The organism is Polyangium sp. y55x31 (genome assembly GCF_029946505.1).
GTDB lineage: Bacteria > Myxococcota_A > Polyangia > Polyangiales > Polyangiaceae > Polyangium.
Map to the genome: position 1 here is coordinate 140,140 of NZ_JARZHG010000027.1, position 15,768 is coordinate 155,907.

General features: G+C 69.8%; 11 protein-coding genes and 1 pseudogene. 7 read left to right on the forward strand and 5 right to left on the reverse strand.

What is annotated here, in order from left to right:
- Positions 1 to 87: 87 nt before the first annotated feature.
- Positions 88 to 942, forward strand: coding sequence for a hypothetical protein (locus tag QHF84_RS34940; RefSeq protein ID WP_281317851.1), 855 nt, complete (start codon positions 88 to 90; stop codon positions 940 to 942).
- A 182-nt stretch (positions 943 to 1,124) separates the two neighbouring features.
- Positions 1,125 to 1,985 (forward strand): hypothetical protein, encoded by an 861-nt coding sequence (locus QHF84_RS34945; RefSeq protein WP_281317852.1) that lies wholly within the window; start codon positions 1,125 to 1,127, stop codon positions 1,983 to 1,985.
- A gap of 60 nt (positions 1,986 to 2,045) precedes the next feature.
- Here the strand turns inward: QHF84_RS34945 and QHF84_RS34950 are convergent, their stop codons facing one another.
- Positions 2,046 to 3,146: a serine/threonine-protein kinase gene (locus QHF84_RS34950; protein ID WP_281317853.1), complete on the reverse strand. Its 1,101-nt coding sequence runs from the start codon at positions 3,144 to 3,146 to the stop codon at positions 2,046 to 2,048.
- A gap of 84 nt (positions 3,147 to 3,230) precedes the next feature.
- Between QHF84_RS34950 and QHF84_RS34955 the strand changes: the two genes are divergently transcribed.
- Positions 3,231 to 4,598 carry a sigma 54-interacting transcriptional regulator gene (locus QHF84_RS34955; RefSeq protein WP_281317854.1) on the forward strand — a complete coding sequence of 456 codons (1,368 nt, stop codon included), beginning with the start codon at positions 3,231 to 3,233 and terminating at the stop codon, positions 4,596 to 4,598.
- A 9-nt stretch (positions 4,599 to 4,607) separates the two neighbouring features.
- Here the strand turns inward: QHF84_RS34955 and QHF84_RS34960 are convergent, their stop codons facing one another.
- Positions 4,608 to 5,981 carry a serine/threonine-protein kinase gene (locus tag QHF84_RS34960; RefSeq protein ID WP_281317855.1) on the reverse strand — a complete coding sequence of 458 codons (1,374 nt, stop codon included), beginning with the start codon at positions 5,979 to 5,981 and terminating at the stop codon, positions 4,608 to 4,610.
- An 8-nt stretch (positions 5,982 to 5,989) separates the two neighbouring features.
- Positions 5,990 to 7,195, reverse strand: coding sequence for a radical SAM protein (locus QHF84_RS34965; RefSeq protein ID WP_281317856.1), 1,206 nt, complete (start codon positions 7,193 to 7,195; stop codon positions 5,990 to 5,992).
- A 149-nt stretch (positions 7,196 to 7,344) separates the two neighbouring features.
- On the opposite strand from QHF84_RS34965, the gene QHF84_RS34970 reads away from it, so the two are divergent.
- Positions 7,345 to 10,233: a DUF4175 family protein gene (locus QHF84_RS34970; protein WP_281317857.1), complete on the forward strand. Its 2,889-nt coding sequence runs from the start codon at positions 7,345 to 7,347 to the stop codon at positions 10,231 to 10,233.
- Positions 10,234 to 10,244: 11 nt separating this feature from the next.
- On the forward strand, positions 10,245 to 11,759 hold the full coding sequence (locus QHF84_RS34975; protein ID WP_281317858.1) for a hypothetical protein: 1,515 nt from the start codon (positions 10,245 to 10,247) through the stop codon (positions 11,757 to 11,759).
- 9 nt (positions 11,760 to 11,768) lie between these two features.
- On the opposite strand, the gene QHF84_RS34980 is transcribed toward QHF84_RS34975, so the two are convergent.
- Both QHF84_RS34980 and QHF84_RS34985 read right to left on the reverse strand, forming a co-directional pair.
- Entirely contained in the window at positions 11,769 to 13,367 is a 1,599-nt protein-coding gene (locus QHF84_RS34980; RefSeq protein WP_281317859.1) for a sigma-54-dependent Fis family transcriptional regulator, read from the reverse strand.
- A gap of 38 nt (positions 13,368 to 13,405) precedes the next feature.
- Positions 13,406 to 14,251: an MBL fold metallo-hydrolase gene (locus QHF84_RS34985; protein ID WP_281317860.1), complete on the reverse strand. Its 846-nt coding sequence runs from the start codon at positions 14,249 to 14,251 to the stop codon at positions 13,406 to 13,408.
- Between the two features lie 391 nt (positions 14,252 to 14,642).
- On the opposite strand from QHF84_RS34985, the gene asd reads away from it, so the two are divergent.
- Positions 14,643 to 15,482, forward strand: a complete 840-nt coding sequence (gene asd, locus QHF84_RS34990) for an archaetidylserine decarboxylase (RefSeq protein WP_281317861.1) — start codon at positions 14,643 to 14,645, stop codon at positions 15,480 to 15,482.
- Positions 15,479 to 15,768, forward strand: a pseudogene (locus QHF84_RS34995) (hypothetical protein); the annotation flags it as partial. The gene asd and the pseudogene QHF84_RS34995, both read left to right, overlap by 4 nt.

The window sequence follows — 15,768 nt, forward strand, 5'->3', positions numbered from 1 at the left end:
CGAAACGTCGCGCATGTGCCGGGTCGGGGGACGTGGCACGAGTCGTGCTATCCGTTTGCTGCATCATTCTTGGCGGAGGAGAGACCCGTGCTGAAGTCGCATAGCTTTTCCTTTTTCGTGGTTGCTGCCGGCGTTGCCTTCGTGGGTTGCGCGTCGCCCGAGGTGGAGAACCCGTTTGGCGCCGACGATTTCGAGGTTGGCCTGGAGACGCAGGACCCCGGCGACCCCGACACCAGGCCGCCGGGCAGCAGCAACCCGCTCTGGCCCGGTTGCTTCTGGAACACCAACGTCCAGGCGGCTTACCGGCTCTACGCGCAAAAGCCGCTCTACGTGGACGGGCACGGCAACCTCCCCGAGAACCCGCACCTCGACCAGGTCTCGGCGACGTGCAGGGGTCAGGCCCTCAAATTCCTCGCCCGGTGCGCATTGCCCGAGGGCTCCATCATGCGGGACCCGGCGACCAACGTCGTGTACCGCGGCTGGCTCGGCCTCGCGGATCAATGGAAGACGGAGGTGCTGAGCAGCGACAACCAGTGGTGGGTCACGTCTTGCCTGCTCGAGCACCTCAATGGGTACGGGATCGAGGTCCCCATTCTGCTCCAGGGAGCGCGCACGGAGCTCCAGCCGACCGCGGCGCAGATCTCGGAGTTTCAGGTGCCGGAGTCGCGCGCGTGGGGGAACCTGTTCGCGCCGAATTTTGTCGCCAACGTATGTTACTTCACGAACATGGCGACGGGTTGTTTGGTGGAACAATTGCTCGACGAGCGCATTTGCGATTCGAGCCCGCTCTGCAATCTCAACATCGTGGGGAACTGCAACACGGCGTGCTTCTACAATATACTCGCCGGCTATTTGCAATGCGGTTCGTCGGGGAACAAGCACATCAGCGTGCGCGTGAAGGATTATGACTGGTACGGCTACGACTGCGTCATCCCCGAGTGAGGCGTCCTGCGTGCCATGACCCCCGCGGGGGGGTGATGGCGCGCGCCTGCACCTGCTGCATGCCGCCCCCCGCAGTTGCCCGTCCCGGGGCGCGAGCGGGGGTCAAAAACATGCTGTTTCGGGGGGGCGTGTGTGTTGGCCCGACCTGTGCAGTACCTCCGCGTCGACACGAGGAGGTCCCCATGTTCGCATTCGCAGCACGTTCCTTTGCCGGTCTGACCATCCTGGCGTTCGTCGTTGCCTCCGGCTGCGCCGGAGCCGAGGCCAATAACCCGGTCGAAGGTAACGACATCGTCGTGCACTTCGACACGCTGGAGGACGGCGATCCGCCGGACAGGCCGCCGGGCAGCAGCAACCCGTTCGATCCCGTCTGCTTCTGGAACCCCGACATCCAGGCGGCATATCGACTCTTCGCGCAAACGCCGCTGTCCGCGGATGCGCAGGGCACGCTCCCCCAAAACCCGCACCTCGATCAGGCCTCGGCCACGTGCAGGGCGCAGGCCCTCAAGTTCCTCGCCCGGTGCGCATTGCCCGAGGGCGCGGCGATGACGGATCCGGAGACCGGCGTCATGTACCGGGGTTGGCTCGGCCTCGCGGCTCAGTGGAGGACACAGCCGCTGAGCAGCAACAATCAATGGTGGGTCACGTCTTGCTTGCTCGACCACCTCAATGGATACGGCGTCGTGGTCCCCATCCTCCTCGAGGGAGCGCGCGCGGAGCTCCAGCCGACCGCGGAGCAGAGCGCCGCATTTCCGGTGGCGGAGTCGCGCACGTGGGGGAACCTGTTCGCGCCGAATTTCGTCGCCAATGTCTGTTATTTCGAGGACATGGCGAATGCTTGTAACGTGGAGCAAGTGCTCGGCGAGCGCATCTGCGACACGAGCCCGTATTGTAGCCTCAACCTCGTGGGGAGCTGCGACTCCGCGTGCACCTACAACATCCTCAGCGGCGTCTTGCAATGTGGTTCGGCGGGGAACAAGCACATCATCAGGCACGTGAAGGATTACGACTTGTACGGCTCCGATTGCGGAAGCTTGGAGTGAGCCCTGATCGAGCGCCCGTCTCGGGTCGACGTCGTTTTTCCTAAGGGAAAGGCTCGTTTTCTAGCGGCCGAACAGGAAAAACGCCGCGATCGCGAGGACCAGGAGCGCAATCACGGCCGCGGCCCACGCGCGCCCCGCCGCGCCTCGTCGCGTGGTCTTCACGGTCTGCGCCGAACGCTCCGTCTTCGCCGGCGGAGCATCGGCCGGGTACGTCGCGACAACCTTGCGCTCGTCCTCGGTCACGCCGACGAGCGCCTCCTGTCGCAAGGAAAAACCCTCGGGCAGGAACGAGCGGAGCCCCTCGCGCATCGCCTCCACGCTCGGAAAACGGTCCTCGCGGGCGAGCGCCGTCGCTTTCTCCACGAAACGAGCGATCTCGGCCGGCACCCAGGGCGCGGCCTCCGCGAGCGGCGGCGGCGGCTGCGTCGTGATCGCATACAGTAGCTCCACGAGCGACTTCACGTGCGCGTGCGGCGGCGCGCCCGCGAGCATCGCGTACAGCGTCACGCCCATCGAATACACGTCGCAGCGGGCGTCGACCTTCTTCGGATTCTCGATCTGCTCGGGCGCCATGTAGAGCGGCGTGCCGATGACCTGCCCGCTCTGCGTCATCGATACCGCGGGCGCCGTGAGCGCGCCGCCCTCGGCCACGGCTTCGGGCGTGCGCCGGATCTTGGCGACCCCGAAATCGAGGACCTTCACAGTGACCTCGCCGCCCTCGCCCCGCGCGAGGAAGAGGTTATCGGGCTTGATGTCGCGATGGACGACGTTCACCGCGTGCGCCGCCGCGAGCCCCTCGCACGCCTGCGCGAGGATTCGCAGCGCGACCTCGGGCCGGAGCGGGCCGACACGACCGAGGAGCGCGCGCACGTCTTCGCCGTCGAGCAGCTCCATCACCTGAAACGGCACACCGGTCTCGGGATCGTGATCCACCGCGATGGCCGCGACGACGTGCGGCGAGGCGAGCGAGCCTGCGATACGCGCCTCCTGCTCGAAGCGGAGCAGGTCCGGATCGTCGGGGGCGAACGGGCGCACGTGCAGCCACTTGATCGCCACGGGACGGCCGGTTTTCGTGCTCCTCGCCTCGTAGACGGTCCCCATGCCGCCTTGACCCAGCACGCGGACGATCTCGTAGTCGGTGAGGAGCTGCCGACCAATCATCCGGGGGCATGGTACCGAGCGCCCGACGAAGAGCAACTGCTTCGGGCGAGCAAGCATGGGAGTTCGTGATACCGTGCCGCCATCATGAGCAAGGAACCGCACGCGAAGGAGACGGTGGCCCTCGTCGTTCGCCCGCGCGAGTGCGCCATCGGCCGCTTTCGCCTCCAGGTGACGGCGGGGCCCAATCGCGGCGTCGAGCGCGTCTCGGACGGCGCCGAGCTTTCGGTGGGCACGGCCGCCGGCAACGACCTCGTCCTGACCGACGGCGCCGTATCACGCCACCATTGCGTCATCACCGTCACGGACCGCGGGTTTCTCGTGCGCGACCTCGGCAGCCGCAACGGTACGCGGGTCGCCGGCTTCCGCGTGGAAGGCGCCTACCTCGGCCCCGGCGCGGTGCTCGGCGTGGGCAAATCGACGCTGCATTTCGATCCGCTCGCGGACGAGATCGTCGAGCCGCTCGCCGACGAGGAGCGTTATGGCCGCATCCTCGGCCACAGCCTGGCGATGCGGAGGCTCTTCGCGGCCATGCCACGGATCGCCGCCTCGGACTCGACGGTGCTCATCGAGGGCGAGACCGGCACGGGCAAGGGGCTGCTCGCCGAGGTGATTCACCAGAGGAGCGCGCGCGCGCAGGGGCCGTTCGTGGTGATCGATTGCAGCGCGATCCCGCCGACGTTGATCGAGGCGGAGCTCTTCGGCTACATGCGCGGCGCGTTCACGACGGCGCTGCAGGCACGGGCGGGCGCGTTCGAATCGGCGGCGGGCGGGACGGTTTTTCTGGACGAACTCGGCGAGCTGCCGATCGACATGCAGCCGAAGCTGCTGCGGGCCCTGGAAGAGCGCGTGGTGCGGCGGATCGGGAGCCTCGATCCGATCAAGCTCGACGTGCGGGTGATCGCCGCGACGAACCGCGACCTCCGGCAGGAGGTGAACCGCGGGACGTTCCGTTCGGATCTTTATTATCGGCTGAACATCGTGCGGATTCGATTGCCGCCGCTGCGGGAGCGGCGCGAGGACATCCCGCCGCTCGTCGCGCATTTTTACGAGCAATTCGCGCGGTCGGGGGATCCGCTGCCGCCTGCGGAGCTCGTCGCGGCGTTCACGAAGCAGGATTGGCCGGGGAACGTGCGAGAATTGCGGGCGGCGGTGGAGCGGGCGATCCTGATGGAGGACCAGGAGCTCTGGTTCGAGGCGACGCTCGGGTCGCCGCCCGGCTCGGAGCCAAAGGCGGAGGCGGCGGCGCCGGGCGGTTACGAGGGTGATCTCGCGCTCGGCTCGTTCCGCGCGGCGAAGGAGCGCGCCGTGGCGCGGTGGGAGCGCGGGTACATCGAGGCGCTCGTGCGGCAGAGCGGAGGGAATCTGTCCCGCGCGGCACGCTCGGCGCACATGGATCGGAATCACCTGCGGGAGCTCGTGCGGCGGCACGGGATCTCGGCCACGGAAGAGTGACCGCGCTCGTCAGCGTTCGAGAAAGAAAAACCGTGGGTCGTTCGGGAATGGCGAACGCGGGAGATCTTGGTTTTCGAGTGCTCGTTTCGTGGCCACGACGCCCCGCACCGGTCCCGGCGACCACGAGCTGACGTCGAGCAGGCCGCCGGGGAGGATCGTGCCGGCTTCGCTCGTGTGGAGCGCGCCGACGTGCGCGACGATGCCGAGGTCGGCGGGTTGTCCTGACAAGGGGCCCGCGAGGACACGGCGATACGCCCGGACGCACGCTTCGAGCACGCGCCGGGTGAAGGTCGGGTCGGGCGGCGTGGGCAAGACGGCGAGCAGGTTTGTCGCGGTCTCCTTGGAGAGCACGAGCCCGGCCGCGGTCAGCTCGGCGGAGACGAGGGGCAAGCTCGTTTCGAGGGCCGTGAGGAGCGCCTCGTCGCCGTCCGCGAGAGCCGCCGGATCGGCGCGGAGCGCGACGGAGACGGCCATCGAGGGGCGGATCGAGGCGGCATCGGGCTTCGGGTTTTGCGCGCTCGTCGGGGCGCCGCTCGCGGCGCAGAGGGCCCGGACGAACTCCGGCGCGGAAGGATATCGGCCCGCGGGATCACGGCAAAGCGCGCGGAGAATGGGCTCGTCGAGCGCGGGATCGATGGGCGCGCGCTCGCTCGGCTTGGGCGGGCGGGCATGGAGGTGAATCTGGCGGACGACGGCGGTGGCCTGATCCCCGAATGGCGGTTTTCCCGTGAGCATGGCGAATGCGAGCGCGCCGAGCGCATAAACGTCCGCCCGCGTATCGAGGGGTTGTCCGAGTACCTGCTCCGGCGCCATGAAGGGGAGCGTGCCGAGCGTCGCGCGGGAAGCGGTGAGCGAGGGTCCGGCGCTGTCGAGGAGCTTGGCGACGCCGAAATCGAGGAGGACGACGCGGCCCTCGGCGCGGCCCTCGGCGAGAAAGACGTTGGAAGGCTTGATGTCGCGGTGGACGATTCCGCGCGCGTGGGCGGCGGCGAGCGCGTCCGAGAGGGGCTCGAGGATGCCGAGGACCTCGTCGATCGGGAGCCTGCCGGCCGCGGCGAGGCGCGCGTCGAGGCTCTGGCCGGTGAGCAGCTCCATGGCGAAATAGGGGCGCCCGTCGGCGAGGCGGCCGACTTCGTGCACGCGGACGACGTTCGGGTGGGGGAGCTCGAAGATGATCGCCGCCTCGCGCTCGAAGCGCGGAATCGCCGTGGGATCGGCGAAGAGCTCGGCGTGCATGACCTTCACCGCGGCGGCGCGGCCCGTGGGCGCGTGCGTCGCGTGGGCGACGAACCCGAAGCCGCCGCGGGCAATGACCGAGTCGAGCCGATACGGGCCGGCCCAGAGCTCGCCGCCAAGATCCGCCGAATCGAGTTTACTTCGCACGGTACATCCTAGCGCCCGCTCGGGCCGTCGTCGGGCAGGGCGACATCGACGTGCTCCATCGAGACGCCGAGCGATTCGGCCTTTTTCGCCTCGCTCTTGCGCTTCGCCTCGAAGAGCCGGAGGCCCTTCTCCGTCACCATGCCGACGGACGGCGCATCCGGCGGGTGCATCTCTTCGGCGGACGCGCGTGGTTTGTCCTCACCCGAGCGCGCGGCGGCGAGGCGCTTTTCGAAATCCTTTTTCCACGCGGGCAAGGTGCGCAGCGGATAACTCGGGTCGCTCGGGTCCGTGATGATCGTCTCGACGACCGCGTCCATGGAGACGAAGACCGGATAAAGCTCTTCGGGGTCGTACGCGGCGCCGCGGTCGAAGAGTCCGCCGCAGATCGGGCGGAGCGTGCAATGGTTGCAGGCAGGCGCGTAGATGTGCTCCCAGTCTGTCTGGCGGACCGTTTGCTTGTTGTCGAGGAAATGCACGATGCGCTCCTCGCCCTTCACGATTTTGCGGGTCTCGGTGCTCGCCCAGGCGAACTCGGTCATGTAGCAGAGCGGGACCTTTTCCACGCGGAACGTGCGGCCCGAGGCGTGGAGCTTGCGCATCGCGCGCTGGAGCGAGACCTCGAAATCGGAGAGGCGCGGCGTGAACTGCGCCTGGTTCACCTCGGCACGGCCCATCGAGGGGTCGAGGTTGTTCCACACGAAATGGCGCACGTACGGGTGCTGCGTGATCCAATGATCGATGTTTTCGTCGAGGTGATCGGCGTTCAGCTTGTTGATCACGCAGTTGATGTTGACCTCGATCCCATTTTCATGCGCATTGCGCACGGCGGCGAACGCCTTCTCCAGCGTACCCTCCGTGCCGCGGAGGATCGCCTCCACGTCGGGGCGCACCGAATACACCGACACGTGCACGAGCCGCACGCCCGCCTCGGCCAGGCTGCGCGCGAATTCAGGGTCCGCGAGGCGCGAGCCGTTCGTGATCATGCGCACGTGGAGGCCTTGCGCGGAGGCATACGCCGCGATGCGCGGGAGCTCCGGGTGCAGCGTGGGCTCGCCGCCCGTGAGGATGACCCCGAAATACCCGCGCTTCACCAGATCGTCGACGAGCACCTTCATCGTGTCGAAGGTGTGCACGTAGGGCGTCGTGGGGTTCGAGCAGAACCCGCAAAAATGGTTGCAATGCCGGACGACCTGGATGTAGCCGATGTTCGCCAAGCGAGATCTCCCGGATGTCGGGATGCGTGAGCAAGCTGAGGTGCCCGGGCGCCGCGAGGACGAGGGCCGCTCCGCATCGTACGGGAGGCGCCCGAGGGCGGCAACGGAGGGGAGAAGCGACGAGCCTCCGGTCTGCTACGTTCTCCGCCGTGGAGCACGACGTCCCGGTTGCCTTGCTCGCCCAGCTCCGTTCCACCTGGGAAGCCGAGATCCGTCCCTCCGCGCGCCGCGCGCTCGTCGCGCTCGCCGCCGCCCTGGTGATCGGTCTCGCCCACCTCGCCCGCCGCGGGACCCCAGCCGTGCGAGCGACCGTGGCCGCGCTGCTCGCCGCGTTTTGCGTGTTCCTCGTGGTCCGCGCGACCGTGCTGCATCGGCGCCGGCAAGATCCGCGGCGCACGATCATGGAGACGATCGGCCCGACGGACCCGGAGCTCGCCGCCGCGACGGTGCGAGGTCTCGGGCTCGTCGAGCAGACGACGAAGGACGCGACGCGTGGATCACCGTCGCTCGCGCGTCTGCACCTCGCGCGGTTGCTGAGCCGCGCGTCGATCGAGCGCATCGCGGAGCGCGCTTCGGTGGCGGCCCGAAGGTGGTCCGTGGCGGGCCTCGTGTTCGCGCTCGCTTCCGTGTTCGGCGCGGCGATCGAGCAACGCGTGATCGAGGGGCTCGACGTGCTCGTGGCGCGAAACGGCGAGGCGCCGCTGCCGCTCGCGTACCTCGAAGACGTGAACATCGTCGCGAAGCCGCCCGAGTATCTGCATCAGCACGGGCGCGTGATCGACACGTTCGAGGCGACGTCGCTGCCGCGCGGGACGACGATCACGGTGCACGGGCGTCCGACGTACCCGAGCCGCACGCTCGTGCTGACGGACGGCAAGGTGGAGGTGCCGTTCGCGTTCGACGGCGTGGGCGGCGTGGTGGCGCGGTGGGAGCTCGGCGAGACGGCGACGCTGCGGATCGCGGCGCGCTTCGGCGACGTGCGGATCCCGCAGGCGGACGAGCAGCAGGTGACGTCGATCCCGGACCTCGCGCCGAAGGTGCTCGTCGAGGACGCGCCGCGCACGGTGCGGATGCTCGACGAGCCGGAGATCGTCGTGTCGTACGAGGCGACCGACGATCACGGGCTGCGCGAGGTGGACCTCGTGTACCGCTCGGGCGGGCGCGAGGCGCGGCGCGTGCTGTCGCGGCCGCAGGGAGATCCCACGTCGGATCGAGGATCGCACCGGATCGTCTTCGGCGGCGACGCGTTCTTCAAGCGCAACTTCCTGCCCGTGGAGATCACGGTCGAGGCGCGCGACAACGATCCGATCGTCGGGCCGAAGTGGGGCAAGAGCGCGGCGATCGTGGTGATTCCGCCGCAGGTCGGCGAGCCGGAGGCGCTCCGGTACGAGGCGCTCGTGCGAGCGCGTGATGCGCTGACGGACCTCGTCGCGATGCGGCTCGTGGAGGAAGCGCCGAAGGGCAAGAGCGCCGATCACGTGAAGAAGGAGCGCGAAGAACAGGAGAAGGCGCTCAAGGTGGTCGAGGAGGCGCTCGCCGGGACGTACGGCGGTTTGCGGTTTCCGCGTCGCGCGCTCGCGCTCGCGCGCGGGCAGCTACGCAGGCTCGAGGTCGCGCTCGCGGAGGAGCAGAAGCAGCCGTCGGCCACGACGCACCAGAAGCTCGTCGAGGAGAGCGAGGAGGTGCTGCTCGCGATCGACGCGGCCGCGCGCTCGCTCGGGACGTCGGACACGCGCCGCGTGGCGAAGCGGCTCGCGGCGGTCGCGGACGAGGCCGCCGAGGCGACGGCCGTCGCGGCAGGGCAACGCGGGAGCGATACGGCGAACGGCGTGGCGCGGCTCGACGCGGCGGTGAGCGTGCTCGACGGGGGCGGCAAGCAGCTTCTACGGCTCGGTCAGCTCGGGCTGGATCTCGGAGAGATCGTGGCGAACGGGCTGCGGCGGATCGATCGGGCGCGCAAGGCGAACGATCTGTTCCATGCGGAGCTCGCGGCGCGGGACCTCGCGGCGCGCCTGCGAAATCCCGATCCGTCGTTCGCGGGCGGCGGCGGGAGCGGGAGCGGGACGGAGTCGGCCGCGGGCGGGAGCGGGACGGGCGAGGGCGATCCTTCGAGCGCGGACGATGCGGCGGAGGCGGGCGAGCAGGAGCTCGAAGATCTGATCCGCGAGCACGCGAGCGAGCTCGAAGACGTGGAGCAGGCGCTCGAACGAGCGTTCTCGCAGGACGAGCTCGACGAGCTGAAGGACGAAGCGAAGAAGCACGCCGAGGCGATCCGCGAGGCGATCAAGGGCCTTCCGAGGCGCGCGGGCGAGCCGGGTTCGGCGACGGCCGCGGGCAAACAGGCGCGTGACCTCGCCGAGTCGATGGCCGACGCGCTGGAGCAAGGCCGTCCGCGCGACGCGGTGCAGAGCGGCAAAGAGGCGATGCGCGCGCTCGAAGACGCGAAGAAGCGCGGGCAGTCGGCCGAGGAGTGGAACCTCGGCGAGCAGAGCGCAGGTCGCGAGGCGGAGCGCGCGCGGCCCGGCCTCGGCGAGGAGCTCGCGTGGGCGGAGCAAGCGCTCGAGAAGCTGCGGAAATCGGCCGCGGAGCGCGCGAAGGGGGACCTCGAGAAGAGCGGCAAACGCGAGGCGCAGATGGCCGAGCGCGCGCGCAAGCTCGGGGAGAAGGGCGCCGCGGGTGATGGCAGCCTGCCTGAGGAGACGCTCGATCTGCTCGACCGCGCGGAGAAGAGCATGCGCGACGCGGAGCGCGCACTCGCCGAGGGCGACGGCGAGGCGGGGCTCGAACATCAGCAGAACGCGCAGCGGCTGCTCGAGATGGCGCGCGGCGAGCGGAACAACGAGGAGAACGAGAGCAGCCAGGAGCGGCCCGAGTCGAGCGACGGGCGCTCGATGGCGAAGAAGGCGGACATCCCCGGCAAAGACGGACACAAGGGGCCCGACGCGTTCCGCAAGCGCGTGCTCGAAGGGCTCGGCGGCTCGTCGGATCCGCTGCTGAAGGAAGCCGTGAAGCGTTACGCGGAGGGGCTCCTGCGATGAGGTCTGTCGCGATGCGGAAGGTTCTTCTGGGTGCGCTCGCGGTCGTGACGTCGATCGGCGTCGCGGCGAAGAGCGAGGCATACGTGCCGCTGCTCGGTGATCTCGATCGGGCGCGGCGCGCGCGGGAAGCGACGCTGGAGCTCGACGTGGCGGCGGCGCGCAAGATCCTGGACGGCGCGGATACGTCGGACACGGCGCTCGCGCTCGAAACGGCGCGTCTTCTGCTCTACGAAGGCGACTGTGACGGCGCGGTGGCCGTGCTGTCGCGGCCGGACCTGACGAACCGGCCGGAGGCGATGGACCTCGGCGACGTGTCGCGTGGATGCGCGCGCGCGACGGCCGGGACGGTGACGGTGCGCGACGAGCGCGTCATCGTGCGGCTGCAGGACGATGAAGATCAGGCGCTCGTGCCGCTGATCGTGGACGTGGCGCTGCGGGCCCGCGAGAACCTGGCGAAGGAGCTCGGCGTGGAGCTGCCGTTGCCGATGCGGATCGATCTCGTGCGTGATCAGTTCACGCTCGCGGCGATGACGGGTTTGCCCGAGGAGGCGGCGCAGACGACGGGCACGGTGGCCGTGGCGAAGTGGGGGCGCGTGACGATGATCTCGCCGCGCGCCACGACGAACGGATACGCGTGGCTCGATACGCTCGCGCACGAGCTGACGCACCTCGCGCTCACGCGCGGCACGCGCGACAAGGCGCCCTTGTGGCTGCAGGAGGGCGTGGCGAAGCGGCAGGAGGTGCGGTGGCGCGAGAAGGAGCCGCTCGACGATTTCCCGTCGGCCGACGTGGTCGCGCGCGTGGGGCTCGACAAGGGGCTCGGCGTGGAGCTCGACAAGATCGGGCCGTCCATCGCGATGCTGCCGTCGGCCGAGCAAGCGCAGGTGGCGTTCGCCGAGGTGGCGAGCTTCGTGCGGTACTGGGCGCGCGAAGCCGGCGAGGAGGCGCTGCCGCAGCTCGTGGTGCGGCTCAAGGCGGTCGAGAGCTCGAAGGATTTCGAGCAGGCGATCGCCGACGTGAGCGCGGCGGACTTCCAGACGTGGGTGAAGCGCTGGCGCGGGCACATCACGAGCCTGCCGAAGGATCTGCCGACGGAGCTCGAGCCCGGCGCGATGCCGGCGAACGTGAAGGAGATCGCGCGAAGGATCCGGCTCGGAGAGCTCTTGCAAGGTCGAGGGCACGCGCGGGCGGCGTCGATCGAGCGGGCGCGCGCGCATGCGCTCATCCCACACGAGGCCTCGGTGCGCTGCCACCTCGCGGAGTCGCTCCTCGCGATGGGCGATACGCAGAACGCCGCGCCGCTCGTGGAGCGCATCGACGACGTGTTCAACCGCTTCGGGCGGTGGCATTCGCTGAACGGCCTCTTGCACCCGGACACGAGTGATCTCGATCGACCGTTCCGCTTCGGCATCGCGCTCGACCCGCTCGAACCCGCGGTGGCGTGCGAGGAGAAGGCCGCGCCGGAGCTGCCAAAGGACGCGATCCGCGCGGCGATCTGCGAAGCCGCGCGCCGCATGCCTCGTTAGGATTTTCCGTCAGTCGTCGTCGCCGCGGCTGTGCGAGCCGCCGAGCAGCGAGTCCGGTCCACGCGAGGCCGGGCCTCCGCCGTGGCGGCGCGAAAGGGCGCGCGCGATCGTGTTTCGACCGACGCCGAGCCTGCGCGCGGCCTCGGTCTTGTTGCCATCGCATGCGGCCACCATCGCGCCGACGTAGCGCTCGATCGCATCGTCGAGCGTGAGGTGGAGCGGCAAGCGGACCTCTTCCTCGCCGCTCGATCGTCCGTCGGAGATCGTCGTCGGGCGCCTGCGTTGCGGTAGGTGCGCGGGCGTGATGCGGCCGTCGGGCGCGAGCGCGATGGCGCTCTCGATCCAGTGCTCGAGCTCGCGCACGTTGCCCGGCCAGGTGTGGCTGCCGATGGCGCCGAGCGCGGCCGGATCGAACGTGGGGCTCGGCCTTCCGTAGCGCTGCGCGTAGACGTCGGCGAAGTGCCGCGCGAGCGCCTCGATCTCCTCGCGACCACGCGCTCGCAAGGGTGGCAGCTCGATCTCGACGACACGCACGCGGTAGTAGAGGTCTTCGCGGAAGCGTCCCTCGGCGACGGCCGTCTCGAGGTCGCGGTGCGTCGCGCACACGACACGCACGTCGCCGCGCATCGTGCTGCGGCCGCCGACACGCTCGAATGTACGATCCTGAAGGAATCGCAGGAGCTTGCCCTGGATGTCGAGCGGCAGATCGCCGAGCTCGTCGAGGAACAAGGTGCCGCCCTCGGCGAGCTCGACCTTGCCCGGGACGCGCCGATCGGCGCCGGTGAACGCGCCACGCTCGTGGCCGAAGAGCTCGCTCTCGACGAGCTGCGCGGGCAGGGTCGTGCAGTCGACCGTGACGAACGGGCGCGCCTGGCGCCGGGAGTTCACGTGAATCGCGCGGGCGAACAGGCCCTTGCCGGTGCCGGTCTCACCTCGCAGGAGCACCGTCGCGTCGGTCTGCGCGGCGAGCTGGATCTTCTCGTAGACGGCCGTGATCGGGGCGCTGCGGCCGACGATGCGGTTGAACGGCCCTTGCAGCACGAGGCCGGGGTTGCCCCCGTCGGCCGCGCGCAGCGTGGTCATCGTGAGCGCGCGGGCGAGCTGGCTCGCGAGCGCGACGAGGTAGCGCTCGTCCTCTTCGTCGAAGCTGCCTTCGCCCTGCTTGTTGAGGAGCTGCACCACGCCGCGCACCGGCGCGCGCGCCTCCTCGCGGATCGGCGCGACCAGCATCGAGCGCGTCGTGTAGCCCGTGGACCGATCCGCCGTCGGATCGAAGCGCGGGTCGGTCGAGGCGTCGCCGACGCGCACGACCTCGCCCGTGCGGGCCACGTACCCGGCGATGCCGCGGCCGAGCGGAAGGCGCAGCGCAGGCAGCTCGGGCAGGAGCGCCACGCGCGTCACGAGGTCGCCTTGCTCGGCGTCGACGAGCCAGATCGTCGCGCGGTCGGCGAACATCGCCTGGGCGAGGCGCTCGCACGCCGTGCCGAGGAGCGCGTCGAGGTCGACCTCGCGTGCGAGGAGCGATGCGAGATCGACGAGGAGGGAGAGGCGCGACATGGAGCCCGGGGCGAGCTCGAGCATAAGGTGCCACGCCTCCGACGTCATCATCGTCGGCTCGTCCCGGACGCGGAGCGCGGGCAGGCCCATCAGGCCGCCCTGGCGATGGAGTCGAGGCCGATGACCATGCCCTCGCGCGCGGCGACGGCGTTCGGGAAGAGCTCGCGCGTCCTCTGCTCGAGGTCCAAGACCCCCGCGTCCGAGCGGCGCGGGTCGTGGTGGAACAGCACGTACTGCCCCACGCCCGCGGCCTTCGCGAGCTCGACGCCGGCCACGTACGTCGAGTGACCCCAGCCGACCTTGGAGTTGCCGGGTGACGTCCCGCGGTACTCGTCGGGCGTGTACTGCGAGTCGTAGATCAACACGTCGGCGCCACGCGAGAGCGCGTAGAGCTCGGGGTCGATGCACGCGAAGTGCTCGGTGTCCGTCGCGTACACGACGCTGCATCCGTTCCAGTCGAGGCGGTAGGCGAACGAGCCGCCCGGGTGGTTCTGGCGGGCCACGCGCACGACGACGTCGTTGATCTGGAAGCGCTCGCCGCTTCGAACCTCGCGCCAGTCGATCTTCGCGCCGAGCTGGTCGAGCCGCACCGGGAACACCGGCGCCGTCATCTGGTAGGCGAGCGCGTCGCGCAGCGACATCACGCCGTTCGCGCTGCCGATCACCTGAATGTTCGAGCTCGGCACGTACGCCGGGACGAAGAAGGGGATGCCCTGGATGTGGTCCCAGTGGACGTGCGAGAGGAGCAGCGTCGCCTCGACCGACCCCTCGCGCAGGAGCTTGTCGCCGAGCGCGCGGATGCCCGTGCCCGCGTCGAGGATGATCTTCGTCGACCCACACCGCACCTCGACGCAGCTCGTGTTGCCGCCGACGCCGATCGTGTCCGGACCCGGAGAAGCAATGCTGCCGCGAACGCCCCAGAACGTGATCTCCATCTGATTCCTCCTCGTCGTTGCCTTCGACTCCTTCCCTTTGCGAAGGCCGTGCCGTCGCGAAATCACGCCCTTTTCCCGCAGATCGCGCGTCCGCGCCCCCAGCACTGCACCACGACGGAGCGGCGCCGCGCCGAAACGGATCGCCCCCGCGCGCGAGCGCCCATCGGCGTGCGCCCGTCCACGTTGACGAGGGGGAGCCGGGCCGTCATGTTGGTCCGAACACACGCGCGCCTCACGAGCCAGCCGCCCGAGCGTACCCAGCCGTGCGTCGGGCAGCAGGGTCGTACGAGTGAAACCCCGTGAAAACCGGTCCAGCGGTCGCGCTCCGCCGTTGACCCTAATCCCGCCCGGTGCCTAAGCTCCGCCAGGCCGACTTTTTCCGATCTCGACGATGATCGCTACGTACGCTGCCGCCCAGATCCTGCGTGTGCTCCCGCGCGAGCGCATCACCCGAGCCGTAGGCCGGCTCTGCGACCTCCCGATGCCCCAAGCGGTCACGTCCGCGGTGGTCGGGATCTACGCCCGCGCCTATCGCGTCGACATGGCCGAAGCCGTGACCCCCGACGGGGGCTTCTCGTGCTTCGACGCCTTCTTCACGCGTCCCTTGCGTGACGGCGCCCGCCCCCTCTGCCCCGACGAGGACGCCCTCGTGAGCCCCGCCGACGGTCGCATCGACTCGTTCGGGATCATCGAGCGAGACGGCGTCTTCCGCGTCAAGGGCAAGGACTACTCCGCCCTCGACCTCGTCGGCGACGCCGAGGACGCGCGCCGCTACGAGGGCGGGCAGTTCGCCATCGTCTACCTGAGCCCGCGCGACTACCACCGCGTGCACGCTCCCGCCGGCGGCACGATCTCGCTCGTGCGCTCGTTCCCCGGCGAGTACTTCCCCGTGAACTCGATCGGCGAGATGCACGTGCCGAAGCTCTTCTCGGTGAACCGCCGCGTCGCGATCTGCATCGACACGGAGGCGTACGGGCGCGTGACCGTGGTGATGGTGGCCGCGATGATCGTCGGTCGAATCACGGTGAGCGGGATCGACGCGCGCGACGTCCCGTACGGCGAGCACCGGCTCGAGCCGGGCTACGTCGTCAAGCGCGGGGACGAGATCGGCATGTTCCATCTCGGCTCGACCGCCGTCATCTTCGTCGAGCCGGGCAAGGCCCGCCCCTGGGGGATCCAGGGCGGCCCGATCCGGATGGGCGAGTCTCTGCACGGAGCCGACAGCCGATGAACGAGACACCTCCCCGCGGGATTGAAGATTCCACGGCGACGCAAACCTCGAACGGGATCGACGGGCCCCCTCCCGGCGTCTCGGGCGTCGCCGGTGCCGCGGGGAGCGTGGACGGGGCGCCGCCTCGCCCCCTTCCGCCCCGCCCGGGAGGCAGCGTCCCGGCGCCGCCGCGCCCCTCGCGCGCGCCCGTGAGCGGCTCGTCCCCGCCGCCGCGCCCGAACACCAACGTCCCGCCGCCGCGCGCGTCGAACCCGCCCGCGGCGCCCGCCGTGCCCGTGGTGCCGCC